Source organism: Nonomuraea sp. NPDC050663 (assembly GCF_044456985.1).
Classification (GTDB): Bacteria; Actinomycetota; Actinomycetes; order Streptosporangiales; family Streptosporangiaceae; genus Nonomuraea.
In genome coordinates, this window is sequence record NZ_JBITGL010000003.1 from 46634 (window position 1) to 59657 (window position 13024).

Genomic DNA, 13024 nt, shown 5'->3' on the forward strand with positions numbered 1-13024 from the left:
ATCCCGCTGAAATGACTGATCATGGCGGAGTAACGCTGCGGAAGTCTGGCACTACAGGAGGTACTCGTGGCCGAGACTCTCAAAAAAGGCACCCGGGTCACCGGGGCCGACCGGGAAAAGCTGGCCGGTGATCTCAAGAAGCGCTACGCCGCGGGCGAGAGCATTCGCGCCCTGGCCGCTTCCACCGGCCGGTCGTACGGGTTCATCCACCGCATCCTGTCGGAGTCCGGCGTGACTCTGCGGGGCCGCGGCGGTGCGACCCGGGGCAAGTCCAAGAGGTAGATGGACTGCCGACCGGCGAAGCAGGGAACGCGCGTCCGCAGCCGCTCGTCCCTACCCGCGGAGCTTGTCACGCCCGAGCAAAGTTCTAGTAGGCTCGGGCGTGACGAGCCGGGGATCTAGGGAGGGCTGTGCGCGTGCATGGGGGGAATCCGGAGAACAACGCCAACACTGGCGGCCTCCGCTTCGAGGTGGACGGTGAGATCGCGACGATCACGCTGGACCGGCCCGAGAAGCGCAACGCCCAGACGTTCGCCCTCTGGTCGGAGCTGACCCGCATCGGCGAGAACCTGCCGGAGCAGGTGCGCGTCGTCGTCGTGCGAGGTGAGGGACCGTCCTTCTCGGCAGGCATCGACCTTGCCATGTTCGGCACACTAACGGCTGGAACCAACCTCGACGACCAGATCGCGGAGTTCCAGCGAGGATTCCTCTGGCTACGCCGTCCCGAGATCGTGTCTGTCGCCGCGGTCCAGGGACACGCCATCGGCGCCGGGTTCCAACTGGCGCTCTCCTGCGATCTGCGCATCGTGACCGACGACGTGAAGTTCTGTATGAAAGAGCCCGCCCTCGGGCTGGTGCCCGACCTGACCGGGACCAAGCCGCTGGTGGAGCTCGTAGGCCTGGCCAAGGCGATCGACATCTGCCTCACCGCCCGCGTGGTGCAGGCCGAGGAGGCGCTGCGGATCGGGCTCGCCGAACGCGTCGTGAGCCGGGAGGACCTGGCTCAGGCGGTCAAGGAGAAGGCGGCCGAGCTGCTGGCGGTCAACCGCGACGCGGCGATCGCCACGAAGCGGCTACTCCAGGGCGCGAGGGGGCGCTCCCTGGAGGAGCAGAGCGCCGCGGAACGCGCCGAACAGGTGCTCCGCATCCGCGCGATGTCCAGCGGCTCCTGAACGGCGCCGACACGTTCGCCTCCAGCAGACCCGGGAATCACCTGAGGTGAGGGAGGCGCTGTAACAGGCATGTCGATGGGTTTCGGGCCGGGGGCCATGCGCTCGCTGAGGCGTGACGAATCAGTCATGGAGCAGCGGCTCAAGCCCGGCACCGTCAAACGCATCGCCCGCTACGCCAGGCCCTTCAGCCGCCAGATCATCGCCTTCCTCGTCCTCGTCGTGCTCGGCGCCACCATCGTCGTGGCCAACCCGCTGCTGATGAAGGCGATCATCGACAACGGCATCCTGGCCAAGGACACCGCGCTGGTGATCGGCCTGGCCGTCGCCATCGCCGTGCTCGCCATCGTCGACGCCGGGCTGAGCCTGGCCCAGCGCTGGTTCTCCGCCCGCATCGGCGAGGGCCTCATCTACAACCTGCGCACCGAGGTCTTCGACCACGTGCAGCGCATGCCGGTGGCCTTCTTCATGCGCGCCCAGACCGGCGCCCTGGTCTCCCGGCTCAACACCGACGTCATCGGCGCCCAGCGCGCCCTGACCAGCACCCTGTCGAGCGTGGTATCCAACGTCGTCAGCCTGGTCCTGGTGCTCGGCGCGATGCTGGTGCTGTCGTGGCAGGTCACCCTGGTCGCCCTGGTCCTGCTGCCGATCTTCATCGTGCCCGCCAAGTACGTCGGCCGCCGCATGTCCGCCTTCACCCGCGAGCAGATGAAGCTCGACGCCGAGATGAGCTCGGTCATGACCGAGCGCTTCAACGTCGCCGGAGCGATGGTCGCCAAGCTGTACGGCAGGCCGGAGGAGGAGGCCGAGATGTTCGGCGGCCGGGCCGCCCGGGTGCGCGACATCGGCGTCACGGTCGGCATGTACGGCGCGGTCTTCCGCGTCGCCCTCGGCCTGGTCGCCGCGCTGGCCACCGCCCTGGTGTACGGCATCGGCGGCGTCCTGTCGGTCAACGACATCTTCGAGCTCGGCACCCTGGTCGCCCTCGCGGCCCTGCTCATGCGCCTGTACGGCCCGCTCACGTCCCTGTCGAACGTGCACGTCGACGTGATGACCGCGCTCGTCAGCTTCGACCGCGTCTTCGAGGTGCTCGACCTCAGGCCGATGGTCGCCGAGAAGCCCGGCGCCACCGCCGTGCCGGACGGCCCGGTGACGATCGAGTTCGACGACGTGCACTTCCGCTACCCGAGCGCCGAGGAGGTCTCCCTGGCCTCGCTGGAGTCGGTCGCCCGCCAGGACACCGGCCCCTCGCACCCCGTGCTCAAGGGCGTGAGCTTCACCGCCGAGCCCGGCCAGCTGGTCGCCCTCGTCGGCCCATCCGGCGCGGGCAAGACCACGATCACCTCGCTGGTCTCCCGCCTCTACGACGTCGACTCGGGCGCCGTCAGGCTCAACGGGCTCGACGTGCGCGAGGCGACGCTGGCCTCGCTGCGCGACACCGTCGGCGTCGTCATGCAGGACGCCCACCTCTTCCACGACACCATCGGCGCCAACCTGCGCTACGCCCGCCCCGAGGCGAGCGACGAGGAGGTCTGGGAAGCGCTGAGCGCCGCCCAGATCGCCGACCTCGTGGCCGCGCTGCCCGACCAGCTCGACACCGTCGTGGGCGACCGCGGCTACCGGCTGTCCGGCGGCGAGAAGCAGCGGCTGGCGCTGGCGCGGCTGCTGCTCAAGGCCCCGCGCGTGGTCGTCCTCGACGAGGCCACCGCCCACCTCGACTCCGAGTCCGAGGCGGCGGTGCAGCAGGCGCTGAAGACCGCCCTGCGGGGCCGCACGTCGCTGGTCATCGCGCACCGGCTGTCGACGATCCGCGAGGCCGACGAGATCCTCGTCATCGCCGACGGCCAGGTGGCCGAGCGCGGGCGGCACGAGGAGCTGCTGGAGCGGCAGGGGCTGTACGCCGAGCTGTATCGCACGCAGTTCAGCGCCGCGGGCAGCCCGGTGCGCCTGTCCGACTAGGAGGTCAGGTAGCCGAGCCGGCTGAGCTCCTCCTTGGCCACCTTCTCGACCAGCTCGCGGTCGGCCGGGCGCAGCCTGCCGGCGCTGGGCTGCAGCCGCCTGCCGTACAGGGCCACCTTGGAGACCTGGGTCTCCAGGAACGCCGAGAGGGCGGCGAGCGACTGCGCGGGCGAGCGCACCAGGTCCTCGTAGCGCACGGTCAGCAGCTGGTCGGCGGGCAGGTCCTGGCGCAGGCCCGCGCTCAGCCTGATCGCGCTGCGCCAGCGCAGCGCCGCCTTGCCCGCCACCGGCATGCTCTTCCAGTTGTCGCGGTGCTCGCCCTTGCTCAGGCCCAGGAACGGGTTGGGGAACTCGGTCTCGTCCGACAACATGACGGGCTTGAACCACGCCAGGCACGCCGGGTCGGCCAGCATGTCGGCGGCCACGTCGCGGCCGTCGCGGATGAGCTGCACGAAGCGGGCGTCGGGGAAGGCGTTCAGCAGCGCCGTCGCGCTGTAGAGCAGGTCGGGGCTGGCGTCGCAGAACCGGTTCAGCGACGCGGCCGACACGCACGGGCCCGTCCCGGTCACGCCGCCCGCCTCCCGGCACGCCTCCGGGCACTGCGCGCACGCGCCCGGCACCACCTGCCACGCCTCGGCCAGCGCGTCGCGGATCACGCGGGCGGCGCCGGAGCTGCGGCTGATCGAAGGGCGGCGGGCGAAGGCGTAGACGACGTGGGCGACGCAGGTGCGGCCCATCGTGACGTGGAAGCCCGGCGAACGTTTCAGGGCACGCCCCAGGAGGTCCGCGCCGGAGTGCGGGGCTCCCATGAGGAAGACCGGCCTGCGGACCTTGATCCCGTTGACCACGAGGATGTGTCGCATACCTGGGTCAAGTGTGACACCGTTTTCGTCGTGAACGTGACTGTACTCACCGGTGCCGGCATCAGCACCGAGTCCGGCATTCCGGATTACCGCGGACCCGAGGGCCTGTGGACCCGCGACCCGGACCACGAGAAGCTCGTCACCATCGACTACTACCTGGCCGATCCCTCCATCAGGGAGCGGTCCTGGCGTATGCGCCGCTCCAGTCCCGCCCTGACCGCCGAGCCCAATCCCGGCCACCACGCGCTCGTGGACCTGGAACGTGCCGGGCTGCTGCGGCTGCTGGTCACCCAGAACATCGACGGGCTGCACCAGAAGGCCGGCTCCACCGATGTCGTCGAGCTGCACGGCAACATGAACGGCGTCGTCTGCGTGGGCTGCGACGCGCGCACGACCCTGCAGGAGGCCTTCGACCGCATCGATGAGGGGGAGCCGGATCCGGCGTGCGTCGAGTGCGGGGGCATCCTGAAGACGACGACGGTGATGTTCGGGGAGTGGCTGGAGGCGGAGGTGCTCGGCAGGGCGATCAGCGCGGCCAAGCGCAGCGACGTGTTCGTGGCCGTGGGCACCTCGCTGCAGGTGCAGCCGGCCGCGACGCTCGCGGGGCTGGCCGTGGAGTACGGGGCCCGGCTGGTGATCATCAACGCCTCGCCCACGCCGTACGACGAGTACGCCTCACAGGTCGTCAGGGAACCCATCGGCAAGGCGCTGCCCGCGCTGGTCAAGGAGTTGATCGATGAAGCCAGGTGACACCGTCGCCATCGTCTGCCCCTCCGGACCCCCGGATCCGCTGCGGCTGCGCCGCGGGATCGGGCGGCTGGAGAAGCTCGGGCTGAAGGTCGTCGTGGGCGAGCACGTGCTGGACCGGGGCGCCGGACTCGGCGCGGGCCGGACCGGCGGGCCGCTCGGCTACCTCGCGGGGCAGGACGCCGCGCGCGCCGCCGACCTGCAGGCCGCCTGGTGCGACCCGGCCGTCTCCGCCGTCGCCTGCGCCAGGGGAGGGTACGGCGCGGCCCGCCTGCTCGGCCTGCTCGACTGGGACGCCATGCGGGCCGCGGGGCCCAAGGTGCTGCTCGGCTCCAGCGACATCACCGCCCTGCACCACGTCTTCGGCATCGAACTGGGCGTGCCGACCCTGCACGGTCCCATGCCCGCCTGCGCGCCGATCTCCGACGAGCCGGGGCCCGAGCCGCGCACCTGGGAGCACCTGCAGGCCGCCCTCTTCGTCCGGGCGCTGCCGGTCTCCGGCACCCACGCCCTGGTGGAGGGCCGGGCCGAGGCGGTCGTGGTGGGCGGGAACCTGTCGTTGCTGGCGTCGATGTGCGGAACGCGCTATCACCCCGATTTCGCCGGAAAAATCGTGTTCTTGGAGGATATTGGGGAGGAGCCCTATCGCATCGACCGCATGCTCACCCAGCTCCTGCAGGCGGGCGCCTTCGACGGGGCCGCCGGATTCGTGCTCGGCTCGTGGGAGGGCTGTGGCGACCCCTACCCGGTCCTCGCCGACCGCCTCGTCCCGCTCGGGGTGCCGATCCTGGCCGGCGTGCCGGTCGGGCACGGCTCGCCGCAGCTCAGTGTGTGGCTTGGGGCTCTTGGGGTTATCGATACCGAATCGTGCTCCCTGGCTGGCCGGTTCAGCAATGAGGACACGGCAAGGTAGGAGCAGCGCAGAGGGACAAACCAGACAGAAAGGGCATGGGGCGTGAACTCTTTCCGGCCGGCACGGCCGCGATCGGTCGAGGAAGTCGACCTCGACTCGCTGCTCGCCCTCGTCGCCGACTCCCTCGGCCACAGCTGCGCCTTCGCCGCCGACGGCGCCTGCCTCACCCTCGGCCCCCAGCCCTCGCCCAACGGCCACCAGGCCAACGGCAAACACCTCATCGTCCGCCTCACCGGCCTGCGCCGCGAGGCCGGACGCCGCCCCCGCGAAGACTGGCCCATGCTCGTCTCCGAGCACCTCAAACGAGCCCTCGCCGACGCGTCCCTGCCCGACCCGTGCGACCTCGACCAGGTCCGCCCCCTCCTGCGCACCCGCGTCGAGGCCGTGGAGGAGGTGCCCGACCTGACCCGCGTCGTCGGCCGCCACCTCGGGCCCGACCTCGTCGAGCTCCTCACCGTGCACGACCGCCCGGTGCGCCCCGAGGAGGCCGGCTGCTGGCCCATCCCGTCGGCGCAGGCCCTGGAGGTGGCGCTGGCCAACGTACGGCAGGCCGACCGGCCCGCCCTCACCCCGTCCGACCTCGGCGGCACGCCCGTCTGGCACCTCCACGGCTCGGTCGCCGCCGCCTCCCACCTGCACTGGCTCGACGACCACCTGCCCGTGCCCGCCGACGGCGTGCTCGTCATCATGCCGGGCGCCGACTCCCTCGTCGTCCACCCCGTCGACGGCATCGGCGTCGTACGCGCCATCGAACGCATGCGCGTCCACGCGCTGCGCGCGGGCGGGCCCAGCGAGCAGGTGTACTGGTGGCATGCGGGGCGGCTGACGCTCATCAGGGCCGACATCGTCATGCAGGAGGGCCAGACCCGCCTCGTGGTCGCCCCGCCCCCGGAGTTCGCCCGCGTCCTGGCCCGTCTGGCTCAGGAGCACTAGTCTCCACGATCATGAAGAAGGTCCTCGCCGGCCTCGTGATCGTCGCCGGAGTCCTCGCCTTCCCGATCGTCGTCTACGTGGGCGAGGCCGAGCTCGCCTGCTGGCTCCAGCAGGACGTCCTGGACGTCGCCCTGGCGGACGTCGACTGGACCGAGCCGCAGTTTCCCGGAGCGGTCCCGCTCGCGGAGCCCGACTACGGCTGCGAGCCCGACGACCTGTGGGTCACCGTCGACAGGAGCTTCCGCCTCCCGCACGACACGACCGCCGAGGACCTCGTCGCCCACCACCAGCGGCTCGCCCAGCGCCACGGCTGGCGCCCCGCCGAGCCCGCGCCGTGCCTGGTGATGGACGCGGACGGGCACGAGTTCCAGCTGGAGGTCATCCCTGGCGGCACGCGTGACTACACCGTGAGCGTCTCCACCTACCCCTGCTGACCTACGACAGGGCCCTCGCCGCGTGGACCAGGGGCACGTGGCTGAACGCCTGCGGGAAGTTGCCCACCAGCCGCGCGTACCGGGGGTCGTACTCCTCCGCCAGCAACCCCACGTCGTTCCTCAGCGACAGCAGCCGGTCGAACAGCCGCGTCGCCTCCTCCCTGCGCCCCATCATCGACAGCACCTCCACCAGCCAGAAGCTGCACGCCAGGAACGCGCCCTCGCCGCCGGGCAGGCCGTCGACCGAGTTGTCCTCGGCCACCGGGTAGCGCAGGACGAACCCGTCGGCCATCAGCTCGCGCTGGATCGCCTCCACGGTGCCGATCACGCGCGGGTCGTCGGGCGGCAGGAAGCCGGTGAGCGGGATGAGCAGCAGCGCCGCGTCGAGTTCCGTGGAGCCGTACGACTGGGTGAAGGTGTTGCGCACCGGGTCGTAGGCCTGGCGCAGGATCTCGGCGTGGATCTCGTCGCGTACGGCACGCCATCGCTCCACGGGCCCGGTGCGGTCGAAGTTCTCCACCTGGCGGATGGCCCGGTCCATGGCGACCCAGCACATGACCTTGGAGTGGGTGAAGTGGCGGCGCGGCCCGCGCACCTCCCACAGGCCCTCGTCGGGCTCGTCCCAGTGTTCCTCGACGTACGACAGCAGTTGCTGCTGGATCGCCCAGGCGCGGTCGCTGGCGGGCAGGCCCGAGGTGCGCGCCAGGTAGAGGCAGTTCATCACCTCGCCGTAGACGTCGAGCTGGAGCTGGTCGACGGCGGCGTTGCCGATGCGGACGGGACGCGACCCCTCGTAGCCCGCCAGCCAGTCGAGTGTCGCCTCGGGCAGGCGGCGCTCGCCCGCCACGCCGTACATGATCTGCAGGTCCTGGGGGCGGCCGGCGATGGCGCGCAGCAGCCAGTCGCGCCAGCTCTCGGCCTCGCCGGAGTAGCCGGAGTCGATCAGCGCCTCGAGGGTCATGGTAGCGTCGCGCAGCCAGCAGTAGCGGTAGTCCCAGTTGCGCACGCCGCCCAGGTCCTCGGGCAGCGAGGTGGTGGGCGCGGCGACGATGCCGCCGGTGGGCTCGTAGGTCAGCGCCTTGAGCGTGATGAGCGAGCGCACCACCGCGTCGCGCCAGGGTCCCTTGTAGGTGCACTGGCCGACCCATTCGGCCCACATCGCCTCGGTCTCGGCGAGGTGGGTCTCCGGTTCGATGAGCGTGGGCATCGGCTCGTGCGAGGGGTGCCAGGTGAACACGAACGGCACCCGCTCGCCCGCCGAGACGGTGAAGGTGGCCTGGTGGGCGTAGTCGCCGCCGATGAGCGGCAGCGCCGAGTGCAGCCAGACCGAGTCGGGGCCGCCGATGGCCTGCAGGTGGCCCTCGGAGCGGCGCACCCACGGCACGATGCGGCCGTAGTCGAAGCGCACCCGCAGCTCGGTGCTGACCTCGACGGTGCCGGAGACGCCCTCGACGATGCGGACCACGTCGGGGTTGCGGTCACGTGGCGGCATGAAGTCGATCACCCGGACGGTGCCGGTGGGGGTGTCCCACTCGCTCTCCAGGATGAGCGTGTCGGGCCGGTAGCGGCGGCGGGCGGCCATCGGCCGGCCCGTGGGCCCCACCCACCAGTGGCCGTTGTGCTCGCCGCCCAGCAGCGCCCCGAAGCACGAGGGGGAGTCGAAACGGGGCAGGCAGAGCCAGTCGATGGAGCCGTCGCGGCCCACGAGCGCGGCCGACTGCATGTCTCCGATGAGTGCGTAGTCCTCGATCCGCATGCCACCGACGCTACAAGGTCGCCGGACGATCTACGGGGATCTGGTTCACGACAGGGGGAATTTGCGAGAGAACTGCTGCACCAGCGGTCCGATCGCCAGTGCGAACAGCAGGGTGCCGATGCCGGCCGTGCCACCCAGCAGCCAGCCGATCGACAACACCGTGATCTCGATCAGGAAGCGGGCCAGCCGCACCGACAGGCCCAGCCGGACCAGGCCGGTCATGATGCCGTCGCGCGGTCCTGGGCCGAGCTTGGCGCCGATGTAGAGCACGCTGGCGAAGGCGAGCAGCAGGATGCCGGAGACCAGGTAGAGCCACTGCAGCGGCCACACGTCCGGCGAGGGCAGCAGCCACAGTCCCGCGTCGCAGGCCAGGCCGACCAGGAACACGTTGCTGATCGTGCCCAGGCCCGGCTTCTGCTTCAACGGGATCCAGACCACCATGACCGCGGCGCCCACGATGATCACCCAGGTGCCGACCGACAGGCCGAAGTGCACCGCAAGGCCCTGGTGGAACACGTCCCAGGGGGAGCCGCCCAGCGTGGACCTGATCTGCAGGGAGATGGCCAGGCCGTACAGGGTCAGGCCGGTGTAGAGGCGCACCAGCCGGTGGGACAAACGCGGAGACAAGTCGATAGCGGTCATAGAACCCGAGAATGGCATGATAAAAGTGGAGAATACAGGTCCAATTCGGGAAAGTGGTCTGATGAGATACCTCAGCGCCGCCCAGGTGGCCAGGCTTGTCTCCGCGGGTCCCCGGCCCAGGCCGTACTATCGCGCCCTGGCCGACGAACTGCGCCGGCTCATCATGGACGGCCGCATCCCCGTGAACGTGCGCCTTCCCGCCGAGCGGCACCTGGCCGAAACCCTCGGCGTCAGCCGTACCACCGTGACCTCCGCCTACGACCTGCTGCGCGAGCGCGGCTACGTCGACAGCCGCCAGGGTAGCGGCAGCCGCACGGCGCTGCCCGACCCGGCCACCACCGCCGACAACCCCTGGCTGACGATCGACGGCGACGGCATGCTGCAGCTGCACGCCGCCGCCCCCGCCGCGCCCTCCCAGCTGCCCGCCGCGATCGAGGAGGCCGTCGCGCAGCTGCCCAGATACGCCATGGGCACCGGCTACGAGCCCATGGGCCTGGCCGTCCTGCGCGAGCGCATCGCCGCCCGCTACACCGCGCGCGGCCTGGCCACCCGGCCCGAGCAGATCCTCGTCACCGGCGGCGCCCAGGCCGCCCAGCACCTGGTGACGAGCCTGCTGGTGAACCAGGGCGACCCGGTCCTGCTGGAGTCGCCGACCTACCCGCACATCATCGACGCCGTGCGGGCCCGCGGCGCCCGCGTCGTGCCCGTCGGCATCGACGCCGACGGCTGGCAGGCAGACCTGGTCACATGCGCGATGCGCCAGTCGGCCGCGCGCCTGGCCTACCTCATCCCCGACTTCCAGAACCCGACCGGCGCGCTCATGCCCGACGCCGTCCGGGCCGAGATCGTCGGGCAGGCCCGCCGCTCCGGCACCACGATCATGGTCGACGAGACCTGGGTGGAACTGGCCCTCGACGAGGTGCCCCCGGCGAGCGCCATGGCCGCCTTCGACACCGACAACCGCGTCATCAGCATCGGCTCGGCCTCCAAGCTGTGGTGGGGCGGCCTGCGTATCGGCTGGATCCGCGCGGGAGCCGCGCTGATCCGCCGCCTGGCCACCCACCGCTCCGCTGTCGACCTCGCCGCTCCCGTCCTGGAGCAGCTGATCGTGGCCGCGCTGTTCGACCGGATCGAGGAGACCCGCGCCGAGCGCCGCCGCACCCTGCGCGCCTCCCGCGACGTGCTGGCCGCCGAGCTGCGCGCCCGTCTGCCCGAGTGGCGCTTCACCGTGCCCGCGGGCGGCGGGTCGTTGTGGATGTGGCTGGCAGGCGAGAGCGGGGTCGAGCTGGCCGAGGCGGCCTTCGCCCGCGGGGTACGGCTCGCGCCAGGACCGTGGTTCGGGGTCGACGGCACGCTCGACGGTTACCTGCGCCTGCCGTACACCCAGCCTCCGCAGGTCCTCGTGGAGGCGGTGCGGCACATCGCCGAGGCCCGCTCGTCGGCGCCGGCGGGAACCCGCGAGCTGGAGCGGGTCAGCCCGATGGTGTGACGCAGGATTCGGTGCTCACGCCTCAGTCCTGCGGCCTGACGCCCTTGGCCAGCGGGGCCCGCCAGCCGCGCCGCATCGCCGCGATGCGCAGCAGGAAGGCCACCGTGGCCGCCGCCAGCGTGGTCACCCAGCCCTGCAGGTGCACCTCGAACAGCACCGCCCGCAGGGCCGCGCCCACCATCGCGGGCACCGCGTACAGCTGCCGGTCGTACAGCAGCGTCGGGATCTCGCCCGCCAGGATGTCGCGCAGGATGCCGCCCCCGACCGCCGTCATCACCCCGAGCACGCACGCGTGCAGGGGGCTGAGCCCGTACGTGAGCGCCTTCTCGGTGCCGACCGCGCAGAACAGCCCGAGCCCCGCCGCGTCGAGCACCATGATCGCCGGGAGCACCTTGGTGACGTGCGGGTGCCAGAAGAACACGATCACGGTCGCCAGCACCGGGGTCAGGATGTAGCCCAGGCTCTGGAAGGCGGTGGGCGGCACGTTGAGGACCAGGTCGCGAAGCACACCGCCGCCGAGGGCGGTGATCTCCGCCAGGACCAGCATGCCCACCACGTCGAGGCGTTTGCGCACGCCCATCAGGGCGCCGGTCAGGGCGAAGACGAAGATCCCGACGAGATCCAGCAGTTCGGACACGGGGACCTAGTCTCCCATAAGGGCCTTCACCCTCTTGACGAACACGAACAGCAGCAGTCCCGCCACCACGGCCGACATCGCCAGGCTGAAGTAGTACACGGGCATCGAGACGACGGTGGTGAGCTTGTACATCTGGCCGCCGATCGAGTCGCCCAGCGCGGTGGCCAGGAACCACACGCCCATCATCTGGCTCAGGAACGCCCTGGGCGCCAGCTTGTTGGTCACCGACAGGCCCACCGGGCTGAGGAACAGCTCGCCGACGGTCTGGACGAGGTAGGTCGTGGTCAGCCACAGGATGCTGACCTTGGTGCCGTCGGAGGCCTGGATCGAGGCGACCGACATGACCACGAAACTCGCGCCGACCAGCACCAGCGCGACCGCGAAACGGGCCGGGATGCTGATGCGGTCGCCGTACCTGTCCCAGATCTTGGAGAACACCGGCGACAGCGCGATGATCGCGATGGAGTTGACGTTCGAGACCTGGCCGGGATCGATCGACACGCCGAAGACGTTGAGGTCGGTGTTGTCGGCGGCGAAGAAGGTCAGCGCGCTGCCCGCCTGGTCGTAGATCATCCAGAAGATCGCGGCGGCCAGGAAGAGCCACACGTAGGCCCGCAGCTTGACCCGCTCGGCGGCGGTCACCTCGGGCGAGCGGAACAGGAACGCGAAGTAGGCGATCGGCACCACCGCGCACACGATCGTGAAGGCCAGCGTGAAACGCGACAGCGTGAACGTGCCGCTCCACCACCACAGCAGCAGCACGGCCACCACGGCCAGCACCGACAGCAGCAGGACGCGCAGGAAGCGGGCACGCTCGGCGGAGGTCAGGCGGTGCGTCGGCTCGGCGCCCGCGCCCTTGAGCGACTTGCGGCCCAGGACGTACTGCACCAGGCCCAGGGCCATGCCGATCGCGGCCAGGCTGAAGCCGCGATGCCAGGTGTCGCCGTCGGCGGGGGCGATCATCGGCACGATCAGGATGCCCAGGAACGCGCCCAGGTTCACACCCAGGTAGAACAGGGCGAACCCGGCGTCGCGCCGGCGGTCGGGGCTGTCGCGGTACAGCTCGCCGACCATCGTGGAGATGTTGCCCTTGAGCAGGCCGCTGCCGAACGCGATCAGGCACAGGCCCAGCCAGACGGTCACCCCGTTCGACGGCACCGCCAGGCTGATGTGGCCGCACATGATGACGAAACCGCCGTACAGCACCGTGCGCCGCGCGCCGAACAGCCGGTCGGCGACCCAGCCGCCCGCCAGCGCGGTCAGGTAGACGGCGCCGACGTAGATGCCGTACAGCCCGGCGGCCGTGGCGTCGTCGAGCCCCATGCCGTTGCGCGCCGCGGGGGCGGTCAGGAACAGCACGAGGATGGCACGCATGCCGTAGTAGCTGAACCGCTCCCACATCTCGGTGCCGAACAGCGTGGCCAGGCCCCACGGGTGACCGAAGAACGTGCGCTCGGATGTCACCATGCCCCCTTTGTAGCT

Annotated in this window: 13 protein-coding genes; 8 read left to right on the plus strand and 5 right to left on the minus strand. The window is 70.9% G+C overall.

The genetic code is table 11. From position 1 onward, the window contains the following. Positions 1-66: 66 nt before the first annotated feature. From ACIBH1_RS09310 to ACIBH1_RS09320, 3 genes are all read left to right on the plus strand, one after another. A complete protein-coding gene (locus ACIBH1_RS09310) occupies positions 67-282 on the plus strand; it encodes a helix-turn-helix domain-containing protein (protein ID WP_020547488.1) in 216 nt (71 codons plus the stop codon). A gap of 134 nt (positions 283-416) precedes the next feature. After that, positions 417-1172: an enoyl-CoA hydratase/isomerase family protein gene (locus ACIBH1_RS09315; protein ID WP_397313155.1), complete on the plus strand. Its 756-nt coding sequence runs from the start codon at positions 417-419 to the stop codon at positions 1170-1172. A gap of 69 nt (positions 1173-1241) precedes the next feature. Next, positions 1242-3128 carry an ABC transporter ATP-binding protein gene (locus tag ACIBH1_RS09320; RefSeq protein WP_397313156.1) on the plus strand — a complete coding sequence of 629 codons (1887 nt, stop codon included), beginning with the start codon at positions 1242-1244 and terminating at the stop codon, positions 3126-3128. Here ACIBH1_RS09320 and ACIBH1_RS09325 read toward each other — a convergent pair. Further along, positions 3125-3991, minus strand: a complete 867-nt coding sequence (locus tag ACIBH1_RS09325) for a sulfotransferase family protein (RefSeq protein WP_397313157.1) — start codon at positions 3989-3991, stop codon at positions 3125-3127. The genes ACIBH1_RS09320 and ACIBH1_RS09325 overlap by 4 nt on opposite strands. Before the next feature lie 30 nt (positions 3992-4021). Between ACIBH1_RS09325 and ACIBH1_RS09330 the strand changes: the two genes are divergently transcribed. The 4 genes from ACIBH1_RS09330 to ACIBH1_RS09345 are packed head-to-tail and all read left to right on the plus strand — an operon-like array spanning position 4022 to position 7018. Next, positions 4022-4741 carry an SIR2 family NAD-dependent protein deacylase gene (locus tag ACIBH1_RS09330; protein ID WP_397313159.1) on the plus strand — a complete coding sequence of 240 codons (720 nt, stop codon included), beginning with the start codon at positions 4022-4024 and terminating at the stop codon, positions 4739-4741. Beyond that, on the plus strand, positions 4728-5651 hold the full coding sequence (locus ACIBH1_RS09335; protein WP_397313160.1) for an LD-carboxypeptidase: 924 nt from the start codon (positions 4728-4730) through the stop codon (positions 5649-5651). Before ACIBH1_RS09330 ends, ACIBH1_RS09335 begins: the two co-directional genes overlap by 14 nt. Positions 5652-5693: 42 nt before the next feature. After that, positions 5694-6584 carry a hypothetical protein gene (locus tag ACIBH1_RS09340; protein WP_397313161.1) on the plus strand — a complete coding sequence of 297 codons (891 nt, stop codon included), beginning with the start codon at positions 5694-5696 and terminating at the stop codon, positions 6582-6584. 11 nt (positions 6585-6595) lie between these two features. Next, the gene (locus ACIBH1_RS09345) at positions 6596-7018 is read left to right on the plus strand and encodes a hypothetical protein (RefSeq protein WP_397313162.1); all 423 of its coding nucleotides are present in this window, start codon (positions 6596-6598) and stop codon (positions 7016-7018) included. 1 nt (position 7019) lies between these two features. Here ACIBH1_RS09345 and ACIBH1_RS09350 read toward each other — a convergent pair whose 3' ends face one another. Together ACIBH1_RS09350 and ACIBH1_RS09355 are read right to left on the minus strand one after the other, a co-directional pair. Further along, complete coding sequence (locus ACIBH1_RS09350; RefSeq protein WP_397313164.1) at positions 7020-8774, minus strand: glycoside hydrolase family 15 protein; 1755 nt, start codon at positions 8772-8774, stop codon at positions 7020-7022. Positions 8775-8819: 45 nt separating this feature from the next. Beyond that, entirely contained in the window at positions 8820-9416 is a 597-nt protein-coding gene (locus ACIBH1_RS09355; RefSeq protein WP_397313165.1) for a YitT family protein, read from the minus strand. 61 nt (positions 9417-9477) lie between these two features. On the opposite strand from ACIBH1_RS09355, the gene ACIBH1_RS09360 reads away from it, so the two are divergent. Continuing rightward, entirely contained in the window at positions 9478-10905 is a 1428-nt protein-coding gene (locus ACIBH1_RS09360; protein WP_397313168.1) for a PLP-dependent aminotransferase family protein, read from the plus strand. A 22-nt stretch (positions 10906-10927) separates the two neighbouring features. Here the strand turns inward: ACIBH1_RS09360 and ACIBH1_RS09365 are convergent, their stop codons facing one another. Both ACIBH1_RS09365 and ACIBH1_RS09370 read right to left on the minus strand, forming a co-directional pair. Then, entirely contained in the window at positions 10928-11542 is a 615-nt protein-coding gene (locus tag ACIBH1_RS09365) for a trimeric intracellular cation channel family protein (protein ID WP_397313169.1), read from the minus strand. Between the two features lie 6 nt (positions 11543-11548). Further along, positions 11549-13009 (minus strand): peptide MFS transporter, encoded by a 1461-nt coding sequence (locus ACIBH1_RS09370; RefSeq protein WP_397313170.1) that lies wholly within the window; start codon positions 13007-13009, stop codon positions 11549-11551. Positions 13010-13024 lie beyond the last annotated feature (15 nt).

Excerpts from the sequence above, each read along its gene's own strand:
- ACIBH1_RS09355 (WP_397313165.1), bottom strand. The coding sequence starts at position 9,416 with ATGACCGCTATCGACTTGTCTCCGCGTTTGTCCCACCGGCTGGTGCGC.
- ACIBH1_RS09370 (WP_397313170.1), bottom strand. The coding sequence starts at position 13,009 with ATGGTGACATCCGAGCGCACGTTCTTCGGTCACCCGTGGGGCCTGGCC.
- ACIBH1_RS09360 (WP_397313168.1), top strand. The coding sequence starts at position 9,478 with ATGAGATACCTCAGCGCCGCCCAGGTGGCCAGGCTTGTCTCCGCGGGT.
- ACIBH1_RS09320 (WP_397313156.1), top strand. The coding sequence starts at position 1,242 with ATGTCGATGGGTTTCGGGCCGGGGGCCATGCGCTCGCTGAGGCGTGAC.
- ACIBH1_RS09345 (WP_397313162.1), top strand. The coding sequence starts at position 6,596 with ATGAAGAAGGTCCTCGCCGGCCTCGTGATCGTCGCCGGAGTCCTCGCC.
- ACIBH1_RS09350 (WP_397313164.1), bottom strand. The coding sequence starts at position 8,774 with ATGCGGATCGAGGACTACGCACTCATCGGAGACATGCAGTCGGCCGCG.
- ACIBH1_RS09335 (WP_397313160.1), top strand. The coding sequence starts at position 4,728 with ATGAAGCCAGGTGACACCGTCGCCATCGTCTGCCCCTCCGGACCCCCG.
- ACIBH1_RS09325 (WP_397313157.1), bottom strand. The coding sequence starts at position 3,991 with ATGCGACACATCCTCGTGGTCAACGGGATCAAGGTCCGCAGGCCGGTC.